The following is a 22,117-nucleotide window of genomic DNA, read 5'->3' as shown; positions in this document are numbered from 1 at the left end:
GGGACGGGGGTCCTCCGGCCCGAGGGCCGGACGGAGGGGGGTCTTGTCCAGCCAGGTGACGGGAGGAGATTGCTTCTCCCGCCCCGAGGCCGGACAGGGCTTCTCCCACCCGAAGGTGGGACGGAGTTTCTCCCACCCGAAGGCGGGACGGCGTTTCTCCCACCCGAAGGCGGGACGGCGTTTCTCCCACCCGAAGGCGGGACGGCGTTTCTCCCACCCGAAGGCGGGACGGGCTTATCCGGCCGGACGCACGACCGGACCAGGTCGTGTGTCCGGCCCGCTGGCGGGGAGGGCCCCCTCCTGCCCAGAGGCGAAGGTGGTTCCTCCCGCCCGGAGGCCGGACGGAGCTGTCCCGGCCCAGGACGGGACGGGTCCCTCCCGGCCGTGGGCCGGACGGGGTTTCTCCCGCCCGGGTGCGGACGGGGCCGGCCCGGGACGGGGCGGGCTTCCCCGGCCGGCCCCCGGCCGGACGAGGTGCCGGGCCCCGGCCGGATGGGGTGCCGGACCCCGGCCGGATGAGGTGCCGGGCCCCCGCCGGACCAGGTGCCGGGCCCCGGGCACGGGGCCTTCCCCGTGCCCGGACAGCGCCGGGGCCGAGGCCCTGGGGTGGAGGCGGCGGGCGGGGGTCCGGCGTCCGTCCGCCCGCCGCCGTTCTCGGTGTCCTAGAGGGAAGGTGGCCTACGCCCCCTAGGGCAGTTCCTTCAGTTGGATGTTGCGGAAGGACACCTGGTCGTCGGCCCCGTGGTTCTGGAGGCCGATGTAGCCGTCGGTGAGGCTCCGCTGCGGGTCCTTGTTGGTGTAGTCGTTGATCTTGACTCCGTTGAGGAACACCTGGAGGCGTTCGCCCTGGACCTTGATCTCGTAGGAGTTCCACTGCCCCGGCGGGCGCAGGACCTGGTCACGGGCCTTGATGTTGGCCGCCTTAAACGTGTAGATCGCACCGGTGGTGCGGTCCACCGCGTCGGTGGCGTCGATCTGGACCTCGTAACCCCGGTCGACCGCCGACCACGGGTCGTCGGAGGCCGGGAAGCCCACGAAGACACCGGAGTTGTCGTCGCCCTGCATCTTCCAGTCGAGCTTCAGGGAGTACGACTTCAGCTCCTTGGCCTGGTACCAGAGCAGGCCCATGCCGCCCTCGGTCTCCATGACCCCGCCGTCCTTGACGACGAACTTGCCGGGGCCGGCCTGCTTCCAGCCGTCCAGGGTCTGGCCGTTGAAGATCTTCCGGTAGCCCTTGTCCGGCTTGCAGTCCGCCTTCACCTGGCCGGTGGCGTACTGGAGGCCGCCGAGCAGGTGGGCGCGGAAGGCCTCGTCGGCGTACGACTCCTTGGTGTGGCCGCCGCCGGTGTAGAAGGACCGGCCGCCCCCGTAGGTCTGGCACCAGGCGATCGGGTGGTCGCCCTTCATGGTGCCGCCGGAGTAGGTGGTCTCGTCCAGGGTGGCGAGGACCTTGGCCTGCTCACGCGGGTTGGTGCGGTAGTTGTACCACTCGTCGGTGCGCTCCCAGGCGTCGTCCAGGTGCGCGGTGGACGGGTGGTCGTGGTCCTCGACCCGCACGGTGGCCTTCTGGATGGCCGGGTGCGAGTGGAAGTACGCGCCGACGAGGCCGCCGTAGAACTCCCAGTCGTACTCGGTGTCGGCGGCGGCGTGGATGCCCATGTAGCCGCCGCCGTTCTTGACGTAGTTCTCGAACGCCTTCTGCTGGTCGGCGTCGAGGACGTCACCGGTGGTGGACAGGAAGGCGACCGCGTCGTACTTGGCGAGGTTGGCGGTGGTGAACTGCCGCGCCTCCTCGGTCGCGGTGACCGAGATGCCGGCCGGGGCGCCGAGCTCCTTCAGGGCCTTGACGCCCTCGGGGATGGAGTCGTGCCGGAAGCCGGCGGTCTTGGAGAAGACCAGGACCTTCTTGCCCTGCTTGAACGGCTCCTTGGAGAACTCGAAGTCGTCCACGTCGTAGAGCGCGCCCTCGCCGCCCCTGAAGACCAGGTAGATCTCGGTGGTCTTCTTCGGCAGTGCCCGCAGCGGGACGTCGACGTCCTGGAACGTCTCCCAGCCGCCGGTCGGCGGGATGTACGCCGAGCCGTGCAGCGGGCCCTCGGGGGAGCCGGTGCGCAGCTCGATGAAGCCGCCGGAGCCGCCGGAGGAGGCCCGTACGGTCATCTTCTTCTGCCCGTCGAAGCGGTAGGGGCTGAAGGAGATCCAGTCGCCGTCGTTGATGTCGCCGACCGTCTTGCCGCCGTTGGCCTCCGCCTTGTCGAAGGTGTTGACGCCGGACTGGGCGGTGAAGTGCTCGGCCTGGCGGTGCAGCGGCTGGAGCACGGTGCGCGCGGTGCCGGTCAGCGCCTCCTGCCCGTTGGCGCCGCCGTCGGTGTAACTGGCGCCGACCACGCCGTAGATGTTGGCGTTGGGGTCGTGACCGCCGTCGCCGGCGGGCGGCTTCAGGGTGCCCTCACAGCCCGTCTCGCTGGTCAGCTCGTGGGCGTGGGAGTCGTGGCCGAGGCTGTAGGCGACCTTGACCTTGGAGCAGTCGATCGTCTCCTCGGGGTCGGTGACGGTCACCTTGAACGGCACGGGCTCTCCGAAGGCGGCCAGGCTGCCGTTGCCGGGGACGTCGATCCGCACCTTGGGCTCGGTGTTGCCGACGACGATCCGCACGCTCGCGTTGCCGGTGTTGCCCTCGGCGTCCTTCGCGGTGAAGGTTGCGGTGTAGGTGCCGACCTTCTTGTACCGGTGGGTGGGGGTGAGTCCCTCGCCCGTGGTGCCGTCGCCGAAGTCCCAGGAGTAGGTGAGGTCCGGGGAGTCGGCGTCCTCCGCCGTGGCCGTGAAGCCGACTTTCAGGCCGGCCGCGCCGGACGTGCGGTCCGCGGTGACTCCGACGATCGGCGAGAAGCCGTCCTCGGCGTTCTCGATCCGGTAGAGCGCGGAGTTCTCGTCGCCCTGGAACCAGGACAGGCCGTAGTCGAGCACGTAGAGCGCGCCGTCGGGGCCGAAGTCCATGTCCATGATCTGCGTGCCGGTCCACGGGAAGTCGTTGATCTTCGCGACCGAGCCGTCCTCGTTCTGCTCGATGCGCTTGATCCAGCGGCGCCCGAACTCGCCGGCGAAGAAGTCGCCGTCGAACTCCTCCGGGAACTTCACCGAGGACTCGAGCTCCGGGTCGTAGTGGTAGACCGGGCCGCCCATCGGGGACTCGGAGCCGGTGCCGAACTCGGGCACGGATCCGTCGTCGTAGGGGATCCAGGCGGGCTGGGCGGGCGGCAGGTCGACCAGGCCGGTGTTGTGCCGGGAGGTGTTCTTCGGCGCGGCGCAGTCGAACTTGTCGCCGGAGGCGCCGGTGGCGAAGTCGTAGTCGACGTAGGCGTCGTTGTCGCCGGTGCAGAACGGCCAGCCGAAGTTGGCGGCCTTCGTCACCTTGGCGAACTCGACCTGTCCGGCCGGGCCACGGGTCGGGCTGGCGGCGCCGGCGTCGGGGCCGTAGTCGCCGACGTAGACCGTGCCGGTCTTCTCGTCGACGCTGATGCGGAACGGGTTGCGGAAGCCCATCGCGTAGATCTCGGGGCGGGTCTTCTCGGTGCCCGGCGGGAAGAGGTTGCCCTCCGGGATGTCGTACGACCCGTCCTCGTTGACCTTGATGCGCAGGATCTTGCCGCGCAGGTCGTTGGTGTTGCCGGCGCTGCGGCGGGCGTCGAAGGCCGGGTTGCGGTCGGCCCGCTCGTCGATCGGCGTGTAGCCGTCGGAGGCGAAGGGGTTGGTGTCGTCGCCGGTGGACAGGTAGAGGTTGCCCTCGGCGTCGAAGTCGATGTCGCCGCCGACGTGGCAGCAGGTGCCGCGGGAGGCGGCGACGTCCAGGATCTTCTTCTCGCTGGACAGGTCGAGGGTGCCGTTGGGGTTCAGGGTGAACCGGGAGAGGCGGTTGACGCCGTCGAACGGGGCGAAGTCCTCGGCGGTGCCGTTCTCCGGGGCGTCCCCGGCGGGCGTGTCGAGCGGCGGGGCGTAGTAGAGGTAGATCGCCCGGTTGTTCTCGAAGTCCGGGTCGACGCCGACGCCCTGGAGGCCCTCCTCGTCGTGGCTGTAGACGTCGAGGCGGCCGGCGACCTTGGTGGTGCCGCCCGCGTCGGTGAGGCGCAGGGTGCCGTCGCGGGAGGTGTGCAGGACGCTGCGGTCCGGGAGGACGGCGAGCGACATGGGCTCGCCCATCTCGGGTTCGCCCTTGGCGAGCGGCACCTGCTGGAACTGCCCCTCGGCGGCGGCCGGTTCGTCGTGCTCCGGGTGGCCGGGGTGGGCGCCGGCGACGGTGGCCGGGGTGCCCACGGCCAGCAGCAGGCCGGTGACCAGGGCGAGTGTGGTGCGGAAGGCGGGGCGCTTGGCGGTGCGGGCGGATTTGAGTCTTCTTCTGTGCACGAAGTCCCTCCGGGAACGGGATGGGGCCGTACGGAACAGGTGCTTGATCGTGCGGTGCGTGCGGTGCGTGCGGTGCGTGCGGGCGCCGGGGTGCGCCGTCACCCCGGAGGCGTAAGTGCGCTGAACACTCAGGGACGGTAACCGCGTTCTTCCTGGCGGAACACCCCTTGGACCGCGGCTGGTTCAACTTTTTCCCAACACAGGACAAAGCGGATTCCGGGCAGGCCGGACCGGGGACCGGCGAAGGCGCCGGCCCCCGTCCCCGACCTGGCGCCGGGAGGGTCCGTCAGCTGTTGAAGGCAGCGTCGAAGGAGGCGGTGGGCGGTTCGAAGTCGAAGGCCTTGAGCCGCTTCAGGGCCTCGGGAGCGCCCTGGAGGCGGTCCATGCCGGCGTCCTCCCACTCCACGGAGACGGGGCCCTGGTAGTCGATGGAGCGCAGCATGCGGAAGACGTCCTCCCAGGGCACGTCGCCGTGGCCCGCGGAGACGAAGTCCCAGCCGCGCCGGGGGTCGCCCCACGGGAGGTGGGAGCCGAGGCGGCCGTTGCGGCCGTCGAGGCGCTTGCGGGCCTCCTTGCAGTCGACGTGGTAGATCCGGTCGCGGAAGTCCCACAGGAACCCGACCGGGTCGAGGTCCTGCCAGACGAAGTGCGAGGGGTCGAAGTTCAGCCCGAACGCCGGGCGGCGGTCCACCGCGTCGAGGGCGCGCACGGTGGTCCAGTAGTCGTACGCGATCTCGCTGGGGTGGACCTCGTGGGCGAAGCGCACGCCCTCCGCGTCGAAGACGTCCAGGATCGGGTTCCAGCGCTCGGCGAAGTCCTCGTAGCCGCGCTCGATCATCGACTCGGGGGCCGGCGGGAACATGGCGACCAGGTGCCAGATCGCGGAGCCGGTGAACCCGATGACGGTGTCGACGCCGAGGAGGGCCGCGGCCCGCGCGGTGTCCTTGATCTCGGCGGCGGCCCGCTGCCGTACGCCCTCGGGCTCCCCGTCGCCCCAGATGCGGGCGGGCAGGATGCCCTGGTGCCGTTCGTCGATGATGGCGTCGCAGACGGCCTGGCCGACCAGGTGGTTGGAGATCGCCCAGCATTTCAGGCCGTACTTGTCGAGGAGCTGGTGGCGGCCGGCCACGTAGGAGGGGTCGGCGAGGGCCTTGTCCACCTCGAAGTGGTCGCCCCAGCAGGCCAGTTCGAGGCCGTCGTAGCCGAAGTCACGGGCGAGCCGGCAGACCTCCTCCAGCGGAAGGTCGGCCCACTGGCCGGTGAACAGGGTGAAGTTGCGCGGCATCCGTATCCGTCCTCCTCAGGCGGCGATCGGGGTGTAGACGGCGTTCTTCTCGGCGCTCTCCTCCACCGCCGCCAGGACGCGCTGCACCTGGAGCCCGTCCTCGAAGGACGGTTCGGGGCTGCGGCCCTCGGCGACGGCGTGCACCAGGTCGCGGGCCTGGTGGGTGAAGGTGTGCTCGTAGCCGAGCCCGTGGCCCGGCGGCCACCAGGCGTCCAGGTAGGGGTGGTCGGGCTCGGTGACGAGGATGCGGCGGAAGCCGCCGTGCGCGGCGTCCCCCGTGCCGTCGTGGTACTCGAGCTCGTTGAGCCGCTCCAGGTCGAAGGCGAGCGAGCCGCGCTCGCCGTTGAGTTCGATGCGCAGGGCGTTCTTGCGCCCGGTGGCGTACCGGGTGGCCTCGAAGGACGCCAGCGCGCCGGAGGAGAACCGCCCGGTGAACAGGGCGGCGTCGTCGACGGTGACCGGTCCGGTGCCGGCCGCGGAGACGGCGGCCAGGCCGCTGCTCGGCGCGGTGGGCAGCGGCCGCTCACGGACGAACGTCTCGGTGAGCGCGGAGACGCCCGCGAGGTGCTCGCCGGCCAGGTACTGGGCGAGGTCGACGATGTGCGCGCCGAGGTCGCCGAGCGAGCCGGAGCCGGCCTGTTCCCGGCGCAGCCGCCAGGTGAGCGGGAACTGCGGGTCCACCAGCCAGTCCTGGAGGTACGCCACCCGCACGTGCCGCAGGGTGCCGATGCGGCCCTCCTCCACCATCCGCCGGGCCAGCGCGGTGGCGGGCACCCGGCGGTAGTTGAAGCCGACCATGGCCGCCTGGCCGCGGGCCCGCGCCTCCTCGGCGGCGCGAGCCATCGCCTCGGCCTCCCCGACGGTGTTGGCGAGGGGCTTCTCGCACAGCACGTGCTTGCCCGCGGCCAGCGCGGCCAGCGCGATCTCGGCGTGGCTGTCGCCGGGGGTGCAGATGTCGACGAGGTCGATGTCGTCGCGCTCCACCAGGGCGCGCCAGTCGGTCTCGGTCTCCGCCCAGCCGTGCCGGTCGGCCGCCGCCCGCACGGCGTCGGCGTCCCGGCCGCAGATCACGGCCATCTCGGGGCGGAGCGGCAGCTCGAAGACACGTCCCACGGTGCGCCAGCCCTGGGAGTGGGCGGCGCCCATGAAGGCGTAACCGACCATGCCGATGCGCAGCGGTGGCTTCCCCGTTTCCGCCCCTTCGGACGCTTGCGGCTGTGCCATTCGGATGTCCTCCTCGTCGTGGTGGCGGGCGGGGCGGTCCCCGCCCGGTGGGCTGGTCAGGCCCGTGGGGCGGGGCTCCTCACCGGAAGCCGGTGGGCATGTACTGGTCGACGTTCTCCTTGTCGACGACGGCCGAGTAGCAGGTCACCGACGAGGGGATCTCGAACTCGGCCAGGCCGCCGATGCCCTTGCCCTGGCCGAGGGCGCGGGCGAGGTCGATCGCGGAGGCGGCCATCGTCGGCGGGTACAGCACCGTCGCCTTGAGCACCCCGTTGTCGGCCTTGATGGCCTCGAACGCGGAGAGCGCGCCGGCGCCGCCGACCATGATGAACTCGTCGCGCCCGGCCTGTTCGATGGCGCGCAGCGCGCCCACGCCCTGGTCGTCGTCGTGGTTCCACAGGGCGTCGATCTGCGACTGCGCCTGGAGCAGCTGGGCCATCTTGGCCTGGCCGGACTCGACGGTGAACTCGGCGGCCTGGCGGGCCACCTTGGTGATGTTGGGGTAGTTCTTCAGCGCGTCGTCGAAGCCCTGGGTGCGCTGCTTGGTCAGCTCCAGGTTGTCCAGGCCTGCCAGCTCGACGACCTTGGCGCCCTGCTTGCCCTTGAGCTTCTCGCCGATGTAGTGGCCGGCGTTGAGGCCCATGCCGTAGTTGTCGCCGCCGACCCAGCAGCGGTAGGCCTGCGGGGTGTTGAAGATGCGGTCGAGGTTGACGACGGGGATGCCGGCGCGCATCGCCTTCAGCCCGACCTGGGTGAGGGCCTTGCCGTCGGCCGGCAGGATCACCAGGACGTCGACCTTCTTGTTGATGAGGGTCTCGATCTGGCCGATCTGCTGGGCGGTGTCGTTGGAGCCCTCGGTGATCTCCAGGGTGACGTCGGAGTACTTCTCCGCGCGCTTCTTGGCGTTGTCGTTGATGGCGTTGAGCCAGCCGTGGTCGGCCTGCGGTCCGGCGAAGCCGATGGTGACCTGCTTGCCCGGCTTGTCGTCGGCGGCCGGCTGGTTGTTGGCGGCCGGCTCGTCGCCGCCGCTGGGCTCGTTGCTGGTGCAGCCGGTGACGAGGGCGCCGGCGGAGACGGCGGCGGCTCCGAACAGGAGCCCTCTGCGGCTGGTGAACGTCGGCTCTGGCATGGCGGTGAACCCTTCCCTCAGGTCGTGCTCGCGGTACGCCGCTGGACCAGCACGGCGGCGACGATGATCGCGCCCTTGGCGATCTGCTGGACGTCGGTCTGCAGGTTGTTCAGGGCGAAGATGTTGGTGATGGTGGTGAAGATCAGGACGCCGAGGACGGAGCCGACGATGGTGCCGCGGCCCCCGGTGAGCAGGGTGCCGCCGATGATCGCGGCGGCGATGGCGTCGAGTTCGTAGAGGTTGCCGTTGGTGTTCTGGCCGGAGCCGGCCAGGACGATCAGCAGGAAGGCGGCGATGCCGCAGCACAGCCCGGACAGCAGGTACAGGTAGAGGCGCTGGCGGCGCACGTCGATGCCGGCCAGGCGGGCGGCCTCCGCGTTGCCCCCGACGGCGACGGAGCGGCGGCCGAAGGTGGTGCGGTTGAGCAGCAGCCAGCCGATGACGGTGACCGCGGCGAACACCAGCACGAGCGGGGGGATGCCCAGCACGTAGGAGTCGCGCTCGCCGAGGTCCAGGACGCTGTCGATGGTGACGATCTGCGTCCGCCCGTCGGTGATCTGGAGGGCGAGGCCGCGGGCGGAGGCGAGCATGGCGAGGGTGGCGATGAACGGCACCATCCCGCCGTACGCGATGAGCACCCCGTTGACCAGGCCGCAGCCGAGGCCGACCAGGACGGCGGTGAACAGGATGCCGGCGAAGCCGTACTCCTGGGTGGCGACGGTGGTGGCCCACACCGAGGCGAGGGCGACGATCGCGCCGACCGACAGGTCGATGCCGCCGGAGATGATCACGAAGGTCATGCCGACGGTGACCACGCCGATGACGGAGGCCTGGGTGAGCACCAGCTGGAGGTTGCGGGTGTCCAGGAACTCGTCCGGCTTGGTGATGCCGCCGATCAGGATCAGTACGGCGAGCACGCCGAGCAGGGACAGGGTGCGCACGTCGGCGCGGAACAACACGGCCCGCCAGGCGGGCTTTTCGGCGGCCGACGGCACCTTGTCGGTGCTGTCCCGCGGCGGGGAGACGGGCTGCGTCATGACGCCGGGCTTCCTTCCATGACCAGGTCGAGTACACGGTGTTCGTCGAGTTCGCGGGCGGGCGCGGTGTGGACGACGGAGCCTTCGCGCAGCACCAGGACGCGGTCGGCGAGGCCGAGGACCTCGGGCACCTCGCTGGAGACCAGCAGCACGGCGAGCCCTTCGTCCGCCAACCGCCGTACGACGGCGTACAGTTCGGCGCGGGCTCCGACGTCGACGCCGCGGGTGGGTTCGTCGAGCAGCAGCACCCGGCAGCCGCGGAGCAGCCAGCGGGCGAGCACCGCCTTCTGCTGGTTGCCACCGGACAGGGTGCGCACGGGCACGTCCGGGTTGTCGGGCCGCAGCGACAGTTCGCGGACGGCCGCGCGGGCCGCGCCCAGTTCGGCGCCCCGGTTGATCCAGCCGGCCGTCGCGAAGCGGGACATGGAGGAGACGGACACGTTGCGGGTGACCGACTCCAGCATCAGCAGGGCCTGCGCCTTGCGTTCCTCGGGGGCGAGGCCGAGTCCGGCGCGGACGGCCGCGCGGACGCTGCCGGGCCTGAGCGGCCGGCCGTCGACGAGGACGCGGCCGGTGTCGGGCTTGCGGGCGCCGTAGATCGTCTCGAGGATCTCCGACCGCCCGGACCCGACGAGTCCGGCGAGGCCGACGATCTCGCCGGGGCGCACCTGGAGGTCGAGGGGGGCGAACTCGCCGCGCCGGGACAGGTTCTCCACGGTGAGGACCGGTTCGCCGGCGGCCGGCGGGGTCGCGGGGCGGGGCGGGAAGACGTACTCGACGTTGCGGCCTGTCATCAGCGACACCACCTCGCTGGTGGGCGTCGACTTGGCGGGCAGCCCGCGGGCCACGGCGCGGCCGTCCTTCAGCACGGTGACGCGGTCGCCGATGCGGCGGATCTCCTCCAGGCGGTGGGAGATGTAGACGACGGCGACGCCGGCGGCGGTGAGGTCGCCGACGATGCGGAAGAGGTTGTCGACCTCGTCCGGGTCGAGGGCGGCGGACGGCTCGTCCATCACGATGAGCCGCACGTCGTGGGAGAGGGCGCGGGCCATGGACACGATCTGCTGGTGCGCGGCGGACAGGTCGCCGACCAGGCGGCCCGGGTCGATCTCCGGGTGCCCGAGGCGCTTCAGCAGCTCGGCGGTGGAGGTCCTGGCCGCCCGGCCGCGGACGACGAAGCCGGCGGCGGTGGGTTCGTGGCCGAGGTGGACGTTCTCCGCGACCGACAGGTGCTCCACCAGGTCCAGTTCCTGGTAGATGGTGGCGATGCCGAGGCGCATGGCGGCGATCGGCGAGCGCAGGGTGACGTCGTCACCCCGCCAGCTGATCGTGCCCGTGTCGGGCTGGTGGGCGCCGGCCAGCACCTTGATCAGGGTGGACTTCCCGGCGCCGTTCTGGCCGAGCAGGCAGTGCACCTCGCCGGCCTGGACGTCGAGGTCGACGCCGTCCAGGGCGCGGACTCCCGGGAACGACTTGGTGATGCCGGACATGCTGAGCAGCGGTGGTTCTGGTGCCATGCGGATTCCCCTCGGCGGGCGTGGGCCGACGGCCCCTCGCGGGGCAAGCGTTTTCAGGCAGGGCGAAGCGGAGCGGCGGCGGTGGGCTGGTGTCGGGGCGGGCGATGCGGCTCGCACGGCGGGGCCGGTGGCGCCCGCGCCGGCGGGGGTACGGGGCGGGGCCCCGCGTTCACGGTGATGCGGATGCCCTCCGGGACGGGCGGCTTCCGGCCCGGCGGGTCGAACTCCCGTTGCTGATACGGCCGGCGGCCGTTTCAACACCGGTGGTGCGGTCCCCTCCGGGGCGGGCTGATACCGGCCCGGCGGGGCGAACTCCCGATGCCGGCACGGCTGGCGGCCGTTCAACACCGGTGGTGCGTGCCGGAAGCGGAGTGGCCCCCGCTCGGCGGGTGGTGCTGTGCGCGCCGGCAGCGGTGTGGCGTCCGCGGCCGACGGGTCGTGCCTCACGTGCCGGACGCGGGCGGCTTCCGGCCCGGCGGGTCGAACTCCCGTTGCTGATACGGCTGGCGGCCGTCCAGCACGGTGGTGCTGTGCACGTCGGCAACGGTCCGGCGTCCGCGCCGACGAGTGGTCACCTCACGTGCCGGAACGGCTGGCCGTCGCACCGGCGTCGTGCCTTGCGCGCGGAAGCGAAGTGGCGCCGCTTCCGCGGTCGTGCCTCACGTGCCGGTACGGCTGGCTGTCGCACCGGCGTCGTGCCTTGCGCGCCGGTACGGGCACCCCGTGCCGGCGGGTGGTGCAGTTCGGGGCGGTGCGGGCGGGGCCCGCGCCGGGTGGTGCTGGCCCGGGTCGGGATGGCCCGCGCCGGGGTGGTGCTGGTGGCGCCGGATCGGCGGGTGCCGGACCGGCGTCCGGTCAGGCGGGTGAGAACAGGTGGTCGCTGATCAGGCGGGCCGCGCCGATGACTCCGGCGGTGGGGCCCAGCTCGCCCAGGACGATGGGCAGGTTGCCCGTCGCCAAGGGCAGCGACCCCCGGTAGACCTGGGTGCGGATCGCGGCGAGCAGGGTGTGGCCGAGGCCGGTCACCCCGCCGCCGATCACCACCAGGCCCGGGTTGAAGAAGCTGACCAGGCCGGCGATGACCTGCCCGGTGCGGTTGCCGCCCTCGCGGATCAGGTCGAGGGCGGTGGCGTCACCGGCGGCCGCCGCGGCGGCGACGTCGACGGCGCTGAGCGTGCCGTTCGCCTCCAGCCGGGTGGCGAGTTCGGGCGAGAGCCGCTGCTCGGCGGCCTCCGTCGCGTCCCGGGCGAGGGCCGCGCCGGAGAAGTGCGCCTCCAGGCAGCCCCGGTTGCCGCAGGCGCACGGGCGTCCGTCGGGCACGGCCTGGATGTGCCCGATGTCGCCCGCGCTGCCCGTCGTACCGCGGTACACCTCACCGCCGACGACGATGCCGCAGCCGATGCCGGTACCGATCTTGACGCAGAGGAAGTCGGCGACGGTGCGGGCGACGCCCGCGTGCTGCTCCCCCAGCGCCATGAGGTTCACGTCGTTGTCGACCATGACCGGGCAGCCGAGCTCCTGGCTGAGCGCCTCCCGCACGGGGAAGCCGTCCCAGCCCGGCATGATCGGCGGCGCCACCGGGATGCCCTCGGGGAAGCGGACCGGTCCGGGGACGCCGATGCCGGCGCCGTCGAACCCCTCCGCGAGCCCGGTGGCCCTCAGCTTGGCGGCCATGGCCAGCACCTGCTCGAAGACCGCGACCGGTCCCTCGCGCACGTCCATCGGCTGGTTGATGTGCCCGAGGATCTCCAGCTCGGCGTTGGTGACGGCGACGTCGACCGAGGTCGCGCCGATGTCGACGCCGAGGAAGCGCAGGTGCGGGTTGAGGCGGATGTTGTGGGAGCGGCGGCCGCCGCGCGAGGCGGCGAGTCCGTCGGCCACGACGAGTTCCGTCTCCAGCAGCCGGTCCACCTCCACGGCCAGCTTCGACCGGGACAGGTCGACCTGGTCACCAAGCTGGGCACGGGAGTTGGGTCCGCCGTCGCGCAGCAGCCTGAGCAGTCGTGCCTGATGGGCGTTCGCGGGTCGCGCAGTCATGCGTCTCACGAGCCCCTCCCCGCCTCATCGGCTGTGCGCGCCGGATTCCGGCCACGTGTGTGGCGTGCTTTCGGATGGGAAAGTAGCAGCGCTTGCCGGAGGTGGGAAGAAGTCTCGCAGGAATTGACCCCTACTTTTTCCACTCTCAGGACAAAGGCGGGGCGCAGGGCCCGGGACGACCCCGCTCAGTCCGGGCGAAACACCCTCAGTTGTCGCCCCGCGCGTGGTACGACCGCCGCGTGTGCTCGGTGTGCTCGCGCATCAGCCGTGTGGCCGACTGCTCGTCCCGCGCGGCGATCGCGGCGATCATCTCCCGGTGCTCGATCCAGGACTGCTCGCCGCGCTGCCGGGCGACCGGCGTGTAGTACCAGCGCACCCGCCGGTCCACCTGCGCGGCCAGCTCGGCGAGGACCGCGTTGCCCGCCAGCTCCATCACCTTGGCATGGAAACGGGCGTTGAGCGCCACGGCGGCGTCCACGTCGTCCGCCTCGACGGCCTTGAGCCCCTCGGCGAGGATCTCCTCCAGCGCCTGGACGCCCTTGCTGTCGGCGTTGCGCGCGGCCAGCCGGGCCGCTTCCGCCTCCAGCAGCGTGCGGACCGTGAGGAGCTGGTCGGCCTCCTCCTCCGTCGGCTCGTGCACGAACGCGCCCTGCGCGGGCCGCAGATCGACCCACCCCTCGGTGTTGAGACGCTGGAGCGCCTCACGCACCGGCTGACGGGAGACGCCGAGGTGGCCGGCGAGTTCGCTCTCGACGAGATGCTGGCCCGGCTGGAGGGCGCGGGTGGTGATGAGCTCGAGCAGTGCCTCGTAGACGCGGTCGCGCAGCGGGCCCGGGCGTTCGAGCCGGGGCACCGCCCCGTGGGGCAGTCCTGTCGACAACATCGGTCCCCCTCTTCGGCGGCGCCGCGTGTTCGTCGTGCACGCCGGTGACACCGCAGACGTCCTGGGTGATTGTCTTTCGTCTACAGTCTACGGCGCGCCGCCGCACCCCGTTCGGGTTGCCCTCGTCACACCCCGCCCCACCGCGCCCCACCGCTCCCCCATGCCGACGGGCCGCTCACGGGCACCGCACGACCTGCCCCGCGTACGACAGGTTGCCGCCGAAGCCGAACAGCAGCACCGGGTCCCCGGCCGACACCGCGCCCTGCTCGACGAGTTTGGAGAAGGCGAGCGGGATGCTCGCGGCCGAGGTGTTGCCGGAGTCGACGACGTCCCGGGCGACGACGGCGTTGACGGCGCCGATCCGGCGCGCGAGGGGTTCCACGATCCGCAGGTTGGCCTGGTGGAGCACGACCGCGGCGAGGTCCTCGGGCGTCAGCCCCGCCTTCTCGCAGGCCCGCCGGGCGAACTCGGGCAGCCGGGTGGTCGCCCAGCGGTAGACGCTCTGCCCCTCCTGCGCGAACCGCGGCGGGGTCCCCTCGATGCGCACCGCGTTGCCCATCTCCGGCACCGAGCCCCACAGCACCGGACCGATGCCGTTCTCCGTGCCGGACTCCGCCGCCTCCACCACGGCCGCGCCCGCCCCGTCGCCGACCAGGACGCAGGTGGTGCGGTCGGTCCAGTCGGTGACGTCGGACATCTTGTCGGCGCCGACGACCAGCACCCGGTGCGCCCCGCCGGCCCGCACGGCGTGGTCGGCGGTGGCCAGGGCGTGGGTGAAGCCGGCGCACACCACGTTGATGTCCATGACGGCGGGGCCGGGCATGCCGAGGCGGGCGGCGACGCGGGCCGCCATGCTGGGCGAGCGGTCGATCGCGGTGGAGGTGGCGACCAGCACCAGGTCGATCTCGTCGGGCGTCCGGCCGGCCGCGGCGAGCGCCTTGGCGGCGGCGTGCGCGGCCAGTTCGTCGACGGGCTCGTCGGGCCCGGCGATGTGACGGGTGCGGATGCCCACCCGGCTCGTGATCCACGCGTCACTGGTGTCGACCATGCCCGCCAGGTCCTCGTTGGTCAGGACCCGGGCGGGCTGGTAGTGGCCGAGGGCGGTGATGCGCGAGCCGCTCATGGTGATCCCCTTGTGATCCGGTTGCGGGATGCACCAGTCTGATCAGTGACTCACGGGTACGAGCGCAGGTGAAGCGACAGGAAACGGGCGCGAGGCTTGTCGCCTTCCGTCAGCGCCCGGAAGGCCCCGCCGGGCGTCCCCGCGCCCGCCTCCTGTGTCACCTCTGTCACCTCCGGGTCACCCCGTGAACAGCTGCGTGGCCTTCCGCACCAGCTCGTACAGGCCGTAGGCGAGCGGGAGGCCCACCCACAGCCAGGCGAAGGCGATCAGCGCGCGACGCGAGGGCTCAGGCGGACTCGGGCTGCTCTCGCCGGTCATCGGCGGCCTCCTTCGGTGTCCCGGCCGCCGCGTCGGCGGCGGCCGGTTCGTGGTGACGCGGGTGGACGGGGCGGACCAGTTCGTTGGCGACGAAGCCGACGGCCAGCAGCCCGATCATGATCACGAGGGAGACGCCGTACAAGGACGGGCCGTGCTTGCCGGCCTCCTCCTGCCGGTCGGCGACCCAGTTGACGATGAGCGGGCCGAGGACGCCGGCGGTGGACCAGGCGGTGAGCAGCCGGCCGTGGATGGCGCCCACCTGGTAGGTGCCGAAGAGGTCCTTGAGGTAGGCGGGGACCGTGGCGAAGCCGCCGCCGTAGAAGGAGAGGATGACCAGCGCGGCCAGCACGAACAGCGGCTTGGACGAGTCGCCCAGCGACCAGATGAGGGCGTACATCAGCGCGCCGACGCCGAGATAGACGCGGTAGATGTTCTTCCGGCCGATGAGGTCGGAGGTGGTGGACCAGCCGATGCGTCCCGCCATGTTGGCGGCGGACAGCAGGGCGACGAACCCGGCGGCGGCCGTGGCGGACACCGGCGCGGAGGTGTCCGCGAAGAAGTCCGTGATCATCGGCGCGGCCTTCTCCAGAATGCCGATGCCGGCGGTCACGTTCATGCAGAGCACGAGCCACAGCAGCCAGAACTGCGGGGTGCGCACGGCGGAGCGGGCGGAGACCTGCGGCCCCGTGGTGACGGCGGGCGCGCCGGCCGCCGGGCGGGCGGTGGGCGGCACCCGCACCAGCAGCACGCCGAGCAGCATGAACACGGCGTACGTCAGCCCGTGCACGAGGAAGGCGTAGGCGATGCCGACGTTGTCCGTGCCGAAGGAGTCGAGCATCTGCGCCGACCAGGGGGAGGCGATCAGCGCGCCGCCGCCGAAGCCCATGATGGCGATGCCGGTGGCCATGCCGGGCCGGTCCGGGAACCACTTGATGAGCGTGGAGACGGGCGAGATGTAGCCGATGCCCAGGCCGATGCCGCCGACGAAGCCGTAGCCGAACACGATCAGCCAGTACTGCTCGGTGGCCGCGCCCAGCGCGGAGAGCAGGAAGCCGGAGGAGAAGCAGATCAGGGCGACGGTCATCGCCCAGCGCGGGCCCCGGCGTTCGACGAGGGTGCCGCCGAAGGCCGCGGACAGGCCGAGCATGACGATGCCGAGCTGGAAGGGCAGCGCGCTCTGCGTGCCGCTGAGATCGAGCGCGGACTCCAGCGGCGGCTTGAACACGCTCCACGCGTAGGCCTGGCCGATGGAGAGGTGTACGGCGAGTGCGGCGGGCGGGACGAGCCAGCGGCTCCAGCCCGGCGGTGCGACGGGGGGACTCATGAGTCCCCAACCGTAGGGAGCGACCCGCCCCTTGAGAAGACTGTTGAGCGGACAACCACCGGTACTGCACAAAGCCTTGTCGCCCTTGTCTCCATACTGTAGACAATATTTCGTCGACAGAGATTCGGCGATTCCCGGTTCTTCGGTATCCCTCGACCGGACGGAGCTCCCTTCGCCATGAAAGTCGCAGTCCTCGGCGCCGGTGCGATCGGCGCCTACGTGGGCGCCGCGCTCCACCGCGCGGGCGTCGACGTGCATCTCATCGCCCGTGGACCGCATCTCGCGGCCATGAGGCAGGACGGGGTACAAGTGCGCAGCCCGCGCGGCGACTTCACCGCGCGGCCCCACGCCACCGACGACCCGGCCGAGGTCGGCCCCGCCGACTACGTGTTCCTGGGTCTGAAGGCCAACTCGTACGCGGCGTGCGGGCCGCTGATCGAGCCGCTGCTGCACGGCACGACGGCCGTGGTGGCCGCCCAGAACGGCATCCCCTGGTGGTACTTCCACCGGCACGGCGGCCCGTACGACGGACGCCGCCTGGAGAGTGTGGACCCCGGCGGCGCGGTCAGCGCGGTGCTCGCGCCCGAACGGGCCGTCGGCTGCGTGGTGTACGCGGCCACCGAACTCGAACGGCCCGGTGTCGTCCGCCATGTGGAAGGCACCCGCTTCTCGATCGGCGAACCCGACCGCAGCGTCTCCGCGCGCTGTCTCGCCCTCGGCGAGGCCATGCGGGCGGGCGGCCTGAAGTGCCCGGTCGAGCCGGATCTGCGGGGCGACATCTGGCTCAAGCTGCTGGGCAACATCTCCTTCAACCCGATCAGCGCCCTGGTGCGGGCCACCATGCGGCAGATGTGCCTGCACGGCGGCACCCGCCGGGTCATCGAGACGATGATGGCCGAAACCCTGGCCGTCGCCCACGCGCTCGGCTGCGAGGTCGGCGTCTCCATCGAACGGCGGCTGGCCGGCGCCGAGAAGGTCGGCGACCACCGCACCTCCACACTCCAGGACCTGGAGCGCGGCAAGCCGCTGGAGCTCGACGTGCTGCTCGCGGCCGTGGTCGAACTGGCGGAGATCACCGGCGTCCCCGTGCCCACCCTGCGCACCGTGCACGCCCTGTCCGACCTGCTCGCGCTGAGGAGCGCCGCATGAGGAAACGCGACCGGACCCCGAAGACCTACACCCGCCTCACCCACCCCCTCGTCCGCGACGCACGGGACGAGCCGTTCCGCAGGGCCACCTGGGAGGAGGCCCTGGACCGCACCGCGCGCGAACTGGCGGCTGCACGCGGCGCGTTCGGCATGTTCTCCTGCTCCCGCGCCACCAACGAGATGAACTACGTGGCGCAGAAGTTCGCCCGGGTCGTCATGGGCACCAACAACGTCGACTCCTGCAACCGCACCTGCCACGCGCCGTCGGTCGCCGGACTGTCCGCCGCGTTCGGCTCGGGCGGCGGCACGTCGTCGTACGAGGAGGTGGAGCACACCGACGTCGTCGTGATGTGGGGCTCCAACGCCCGCTTCGCGCACCCGATCTTCTTCCAGCACGTCCTCAAGGGCATCCGTAACGGCGCCCGGATGTACGCGGTCGACCCGCGCCGGACGTCCACCGCCGAGTGGGCGGAGAGCTGGCTCGGGCTGAACGTCGGCACGGACATCGCGATGGCCCACGCGATCGGCCGCGAGATCATCCACGCGGGCCTGGTCAACGAGGCGTTCGTGCGGCGCGCCACGACCGGCTTCGAGGAGTACCGGGAACTCGTCGAGCCCTGGACGCTGTCCCTCGCCTCGAAGGTGACCGGCGTCCCCGCCGCCGCGATACGGGAGCTGGCGCACGCCTACGCCCGCGCCGAACGCGCCCAGCTGTGCTGGACCCTGGGTATCACCGAGCACCACAACGGCACCGACAACGTGCGCGCCCTGATCAACCTCGCCCTGCTGACCGGGCACGTCGGCCGCTACGGCTCGGGGCTCCAGCCGCTGCGCGGGCAGAACAACGTGCAGGGCGGCGGTGACATGGGCGCGATCCCCAACCGGCTGCCGGGCTTCCAGGACCTCCTCGACGCGGGTGTGCGCGCCAAGTTCGAGACCGCCTGGGACACCGTCATCCAGCCGCACCACGGCATGACCTTGACGGAGATGTTCGAGGCGATGGAGGACCGGTCGCTGCGCGCCGTGTACTGCATCGGCGAGAACCCGGCCCAGTCGGAGGCGGACAGCGAGCAGGCCGTGCGCCGGCTGAAGGAGCTGGACTTCCTGGTGGTCCAGGACATCTTCCTGACCAGGACGGCGGAACTGGCCGACGTGGTGCTGCCCGCGACCGCAGGCTGGGCCGAGACCGAGGGCACCACCACCAACAGCGAGCGCCGGGTGCAGCGCGTGCGCCGGGCCGTGACGCCGCCGGGCGAGGCCCGCGAGGACATCGACATCCTCTGCGACCTCGCCGGACGCCTCGGCCACGACTGGAAGTACGACGGCGCCGAGGCGGTGTGGAACGAGCTGCGCGCGGTCTCCCCGGACCACCACGGCATGACGTACGAGCGTCTGGAGGAGCACCAGGGCATCCAGTGGCCGTGCCCGAGCACGGACCGGCTGGAACCGCCGTACCTGCACGGCCGGTTGTGGGAGAAGGACCCCGGACGCCGGGGCCGTCCGGCGCCGTTCGGGATCGTGCGGCACGACCCTCCGGTGGACCTCACCGACGAGCACTACCCGGTGCGGCTCACCACGGGACGCCGCCTCGACTCCTACAACACCGGTGTGCAGAGCGGCAGTTTCGCCTCCCCGCTGCGGCGCGGCGAGTACGTCGAGCTGAGCCCGGAGGACGCCGAGCGGTACGGGGTGGTGGTCGGCGAGGAGGTGCTCGTGACCTCGCGGCGCGGGTCCGTGCGGGCGCCGGTGTGGGTGGACCCCGCGCTGCGGCCGGGGCTCGCGTTCATGACGTTCCACTTTCCCGACGAGGTGGACACCAACCAGCTGACGATCGAGGCGAACTGCCCGATCGCGGGGACGGCGGAGTTCAAGGCGTCGGCGATCCGGATCGAGAAGGTGAGCACCCATGGATCTGCGCTTCGGTGACAGCAAACCGACGGACGAGGAGCGCGCCGCCGTCGACGCGCTGCTCGGGCCGCCCGAGTCCTCCTGGGAGGGCGCCGACCGCTCCGACGCGGACCTGAGGTGGGCGCGCGGCGGCCGGGCGGCGCGTGACCGCCGCGACCTGCTGCTGCCGGGGCTGCACGCGCTCAACGACCGGGTCGGCTGGATCAGCGAGGGCGGTCTCGGCTACCTGTGCCGCCGGCTGACGGTCCCTCCGGCCGAGGCGTACGGCGTCGCCACCTTCTACGCGATGTTCTCCGTCCGCCCGCGCCCGGCCACGGTGCTGCACGTGTGCACGGACCTGGCCTGCACGGCGGCGGGCGCGCCGAAGCTGTGCGAGTCGGTGGAGGCGCGCCTGGGCCCGGAATCAGGCGTCCAGGTGCAACGCAGCCCGTGCCTGGGCCTGTGCGAAAGGGCACCGGCGGCCCTGGTGATCCGGGCAGGCCACTCAGCCCGTCCGGCGATTGAGGACGAGGCCCGTTCAGGGCCGATTGGGGGGTCCGGGGGCGCAGCCCCCGGGGACGGGACAGGGAAGGGGCGGCGGGGGCGAACAACAGCGGTCTCCGCCCCCACCACCCCCGACACGGCGATCCACACCGCGCTCACCCCCGAGAACGCCCCCGAGGAACCCCCCGCCACCCTGGCGGTCCCCCAGGCGCCCGACCAGGACCTCCTCCTCCTGGGCCGCATCGGCACCGTCGACCCCACCGACCTGGACGACTACCGGGCCCACGGCGGCTACACCGCCCTCCGCCGCGCGTTCGCCCTCGGCCCCGCCGCCGTCATCCGCGAGGTCACCGACTCCGGCCTCCTCGGCCGGGGCGGCGCGGCCTTCCCCACCGGCCGTAAGTGGCAGGCCACCGCCTCTCAGCCGGACCAGCCCCACCACCTGGTCTGCAACGCCGACGAGTCCGAGCCGGGCACCTTCAAGGACCGCGTGCTGATGGAGGGCGACCCGTTCGCGCTGGTCGAGGCCATGACGATCGCGGCGTACGCGACCGGCGCCCGGCACGGGTACCTCTACCTGCGCGGCGAGTACCCGCGCGCCCTGGAGCGCATGGAGCACGCCATCACGCAGGCCCGCGCCCGCGGACTGCTCGGCGACGACATCCTCGGCCAGGGCTTCTCCTTCGACATCGAGATCCGGCGCGGCGCGGGCGCCTACATCTGCGGCGAGGAGACAGCGCTCTTCAACTCCATCGAGGGCCACCGCGGCGAGCCCCGCTCCAAGCCCCCCTTCCCGGTGGAGAAGGGCCTGTTCGGCAAGCCGACGGTCGCGAACAACGTGGAGACGCTGGTCAACGTCCTGCCGGTGCTCACCATGGGCGCGCAGGCGTACGCGGCGATCGGCACGCGGACGTCCACCGGCCCGAAGCTGTTCTGCGTCTCGGGCAGCGTGGACCGCCCCGGCGTCTACGAGCTGCCGTTCGGCGCCACGCTCGGCGAGCTGCTGGACTTGGCCGGGGTGCGCGGCGACCTCAGGGCGGTGCTGCTCGGCGGGGCGGCCGGCGGGTTCGTCCGACCCGACGAGCTGGACGTCCCGCTCACCTTCGAGGGCACCCGCGCGGCCGGCACCACCCTCGGCTCGGGTGTCGTGATGGCCCTCGACGGCACCGTCCCGCTGCCGCGCCTGCTGCTGCGCATCGCCGAGTTCTTCCGCGACGAGTCCTGCGGGCAGTGCGTGCCGTGCCGGGTCGGCACCGTGCGGCAGGAGGAGGCGCTGCACCGGATCGCGGAGCGCACCGGCGCGGACGCCGCCGCCGACATCGCCCTGCTGCGCGAGGTGGGGCGCGCGATGCGGGACGCCTCGATCTGCGGTCTGGGCCAGACCGCGTGGAACGCCGTGGAATCCGCCATCGACCGTCTGGGGGCGTACGAATGACCGTGACACCGCTGGGTATCCCCCGCCGTCTGCTGGAGTTCACCCTCGACGGGGAGCCGGTGCGGGCGCCCGAGGGGTCGACGATCCTGGACGCCTGCCGGGCGGCGGGCAAGGACATCCCGACCCTCTGCGAGGGCGACACGCTCACGCCGAAGAACGCCTGCCGGGTCTGCGTGGTCGAGGTGGAGGGCGCGCGCACCCTGGTCCCGGCCTGCTCGCGCAAGGCCGAGGCGGGCATGGAGGTGCGCACCGGCACCGAGCGGGCCCGGCACAGCCGCAAGGTCGTCCTGGAACTGCTCGCCTCCTCGGTCGACCTGTCGACGACGCCCCGGGTCGCCGAGTGGCTCAAGGAGTACGAGGCGAAGCCGGACCGCTTCGGCCCGGACGCGGCCCGGCTGAACGAGGAGCCCCGCGTCGACAACGACCTCTACGTGCGCGACTACGGCAAATGCATCCTCTGCTACAAGTGCGTGGACGCCTGCGGCGACCAGTGGCAGAACACCTTCGCGATCTCCGTCGCCGGGCGCGGATTCGACGCCCGTATCGCGGTGGAGCACGACGCGCCGCTGACCGACTCGGCGTGCGTGTACTGCGGCAACTGCGTGGAGGTGTGCCCGACGGGGGCGTTGTCGTTCAAGTCGGAGTTCGACATGCGTGCGGCGGGTACGTGGGACGAGTCGCGGCAGACGCGCACGACGACCGTGTGCGCCTACTGCGGCGTGGGCTGCAACCTGACGCTCCATGTGCAGGACAATGAGATCGTGAAGGTCACGTCGCCGCACGACAACCCGGTGACCCACGGCAACCTGTGCATCAAGGGCCGGTTCGGCTACCAGCACGTGCAGAGCCGGGACTGAACGGAACG

15 protein-coding genes are annotated in these 22,117 nt (G+C 72.0%); 4 read left to right on the top strand and 11 right to left on the bottom strand.

The window, feature by feature from the left end; genetic code table 11:
* Positions 1-687: 687 nt before the first annotated feature.
* The 11 genes from ACFOSY_RS17160 to ACFOSY_RS17110 form a co-directional block, all read right to left on the bottom strand.
* Positions 688-4,401, bottom strand: a complete 3,714-nt coding sequence (locus ACFOSY_RS17160) for a ThuA domain-containing protein (protein WP_394307677.1) — start codon at positions 4,399-4,401, stop codon at positions 688-690.
* A 286-nt stretch (positions 4,402-4,687) separates the two neighbouring features.
* On the bottom strand, positions 4,688-5,686 hold the full coding sequence (locus ACFOSY_RS17155) for a sugar phosphate isomerase/epimerase family protein (protein ID WP_031017823.1): 999 nt from the start codon (positions 5,684-5,686) through the stop codon (positions 4,688-4,690).
* Between the two features lie 15 nt (positions 5,687-5,701).
* Entirely contained in the window at positions 5,702-6,910 is a 1,209-nt protein-coding gene (locus ACFOSY_RS17150) for a Gfo/Idh/MocA family protein (protein WP_394307676.1), read from the bottom strand.
* A gap of 79 nt (positions 6,911-6,989) precedes the next feature.
* On the bottom strand, positions 6,990-8,039 hold the full coding sequence (locus tag ACFOSY_RS17145) for a substrate-binding domain-containing protein (protein ID WP_369159947.1): 1,050 nt from the start codon (positions 8,037-8,039) through the stop codon (positions 6,990-6,992).
* A 17-nt stretch (positions 8,040-8,056) separates the two neighbouring features.
* Positions 8,057-9,076: an ABC transporter permease gene (locus tag ACFOSY_RS17140; RefSeq protein ID WP_394307675.1), complete on the bottom strand. Its 1,020-nt coding sequence runs from the start codon at positions 9,074-9,076 to the stop codon at positions 8,057-8,059.
* Positions 9,073-10,593, bottom strand: coding sequence for a sugar ABC transporter ATP-binding protein (locus ACFOSY_RS17135; protein WP_394307674.1), 1,521 nt, complete (start codon positions 10,591-10,593; stop codon positions 9,073-9,075). The genes ACFOSY_RS17140 and ACFOSY_RS17135 overlap by 4 nt, the downstream gene beginning before the upstream one ends.
* An 855-nt stretch (positions 10,594-11,448) precedes the next feature.
* Positions 11,449-12,630 carry an ROK family protein gene (locus ACFOSY_RS17130; protein ID WP_031017818.1) on the bottom strand — a complete coding sequence of 394 codons (1,182 nt, stop codon included), beginning with the start codon at positions 12,628-12,630 and terminating at the stop codon, positions 11,449-11,451.
* Between the two features lie 205 nt (positions 12,631-12,835).
* On the bottom strand, positions 12,836-13,513 hold the full coding sequence (locus ACFOSY_RS17125; protein ID WP_394307673.1) for a GntR family transcriptional regulator: 678 nt from the start codon (positions 13,511-13,513) through the stop codon (positions 12,836-12,838).
* A 175-nt stretch (positions 13,514-13,688) separates the two neighbouring features.
* Complete coding sequence (locus ACFOSY_RS17120; protein WP_394307672.1) at positions 13,689-14,636, bottom strand: beta-ketoacyl-ACP synthase III; 948 nt, start codon at positions 14,634-14,636, stop codon at positions 13,689-13,691.
* A gap of 177 nt (positions 14,637-14,813) precedes the next feature.
* Positions 14,814-14,954 carry an MFS transporter small subunit gene (locus ACFOSY_RS17115; protein ID WP_354758294.1) on the bottom strand — a complete coding sequence of 47 codons (141 nt, stop codon included), beginning with the start codon at positions 14,952-14,954 and terminating at the stop codon, positions 14,814-14,816.
* Positions 14,923-16,278 carry an OFA family MFS transporter gene (locus ACFOSY_RS17110; RefSeq protein WP_394307671.1) on the bottom strand — a complete coding sequence of 452 codons (1,356 nt, stop codon included), beginning with the start codon at positions 16,276-16,278 and terminating at the stop codon, positions 14,923-14,925. Before ACFOSY_RS17110 ends, ACFOSY_RS17115 begins: the two co-directional genes overlap by 32 nt.
* Before the next feature lie 177 nt (positions 16,279-16,455).
* On the opposite strand from ACFOSY_RS17110, the gene ACFOSY_RS17105 reads away from it, so the two are divergent.
* Genes ACFOSY_RS17105 through ACFOSY_RS17090 form a run of 4 tightly spaced genes read left to right on the top strand, consistent with a single transcriptional unit; the run spans position 16,456 to position 22,109 of the window.
* Entirely contained in the window at positions 16,456-17,427 is a 972-nt protein-coding gene (locus ACFOSY_RS17105; protein ID WP_394307670.1) for a 2-dehydropantoate 2-reductase, read from the top strand.
* A complete protein-coding gene (locus ACFOSY_RS17100) occupies positions 17,424-19,352 on the top strand; it encodes a molybdopterin oxidoreductase family protein (protein WP_394307669.1) in 1,929 nt (642 codons plus the stop codon). The genes ACFOSY_RS17105 and ACFOSY_RS17100 overlap by 4 nt, the downstream gene beginning before the upstream one ends.
* Complete coding sequence (locus tag ACFOSY_RS17095) at positions 19,333-21,252, top strand: NADH-ubiquinone oxidoreductase-F iron-sulfur binding region domain-containing protein (RefSeq protein ID WP_394307668.1); 1,920 nt, start codon at positions 19,333-19,335, stop codon at positions 21,250-21,252. The genes ACFOSY_RS17100 and ACFOSY_RS17095 overlap by 20 nt, the downstream gene beginning before the upstream one ends.
* Complete coding sequence (locus ACFOSY_RS17090) at positions 21,249-22,109, top strand: 2Fe-2S iron-sulfur cluster-binding protein (RefSeq protein ID WP_225656352.1); 861 nt, start codon at positions 21,249-21,251, stop codon at positions 22,107-22,109. The genes ACFOSY_RS17095 and ACFOSY_RS17090 overlap by 4 nt, the downstream gene beginning before the upstream one ends.
* Positions 22,110-22,117: the final 8 nt, after the last annotated feature.

The sequence above is a fragment of the Streptomyces lusitanus genome, from assembly GCF_042647945.1.
In the GTDB taxonomy this organism is placed as follows: Bacteria; Actinomycetota; Actinomycetes; order Streptomycetales; family Streptomycetaceae; genus Streptomyces; species Streptomyces pseudogriseolus.
This window is presented reverse-complemented; position numbering and strand designations above follow the sequence as displayed.

Excerpts from the sequence above, each read along its gene's own strand:
- ACFOSY_RS17155 (WP_031017823.1), bottom strand. The coding sequence starts at position 5,686 with ATGCCGCGCAACTTCACCCTGTTCACCGGCCAGTGGGCCGACCTTCCG.
- ACFOSY_RS17150 (WP_394307676.1), bottom strand. The coding sequence starts at position 6,910 with ATGGCACAGCCGCAAGCGTCCGAAGGGGCGGAAACGGGGAAGCCACCG.
- ACFOSY_RS17145 (WP_369159947.1), bottom strand. The coding sequence starts at position 8,039 with ATGCCAGAGCCGACGTTCACCAGCCGCAGAGGGCTCCTGTTCGGAGCC.
- ACFOSY_RS17140 (WP_394307675.1), bottom strand. The coding sequence starts at position 9,076 with ATGACGCAGCCCGTCTCCCCGCCGCGGGACAGCACCGACAAGGTGCCG.
- ACFOSY_RS17135 (WP_394307674.1), bottom strand. The coding sequence starts at position 10,593 with ATGGCACCAGAACCACCGCTGCTCAGCATGTCCGGCATCACCAAGTCG.
- ACFOSY_RS17130 (WP_031017818.1), bottom strand. The coding sequence starts at position 12,630 with ATGACTGCGCGACCCGCGAACGCCCATCAGGCACGACTGCTCAGGCTG.
- ACFOSY_RS17125 (WP_394307673.1), bottom strand. The coding sequence starts at position 13,513 with ATGTTGTCGACAGGACTGCCCCACGGGGCGGTGCCCCGGCTCGAACGC.
- ACFOSY_RS17120 (WP_394307672.1), bottom strand. The coding sequence starts at position 14,636 with ATGAGCGGCTCGCGCATCACCGCCCTCGGCCACTACCAGCCCGCCCGG.
- ACFOSY_RS17115 (WP_354758294.1), bottom strand. The coding sequence starts at position 14,954 with ATGACCGGCGAGAGCAGCCCGAGTCCGCCTGAGCCCTCGCGTCGCGCG.
- ACFOSY_RS17110 (WP_394307671.1), bottom strand. The coding sequence starts at position 16,278 with ATGAGTCCCCCCGTCGCACCGCCGGGCTGGAGCCGCTGGCTCGTCCCG.
- ACFOSY_RS17105 (WP_394307670.1), top strand. The coding sequence starts at position 16,456 with ATGAAAGTCGCAGTCCTCGGCGCCGGTGCGATCGGCGCCTACGTGGGC.
- ACFOSY_RS17100 (WP_394307669.1), top strand. The coding sequence starts at position 17,424 with ATGAGGAAACGCGACCGGACCCCGAAGACCTACACCCGCCTCACCCAC.
- ACFOSY_RS17095 (WP_394307668.1), top strand. The coding sequence starts at position 19,333 with ATGGATCTGCGCTTCGGTGACAGCAAACCGACGGACGAGGAGCGCGCC.
- ACFOSY_RS17090 (WP_225656352.1), top strand. The coding sequence starts at position 21,249 with ATGACCGTGACACCGCTGGGTATCCCCCGCCGTCTGCTGGAGTTCACC.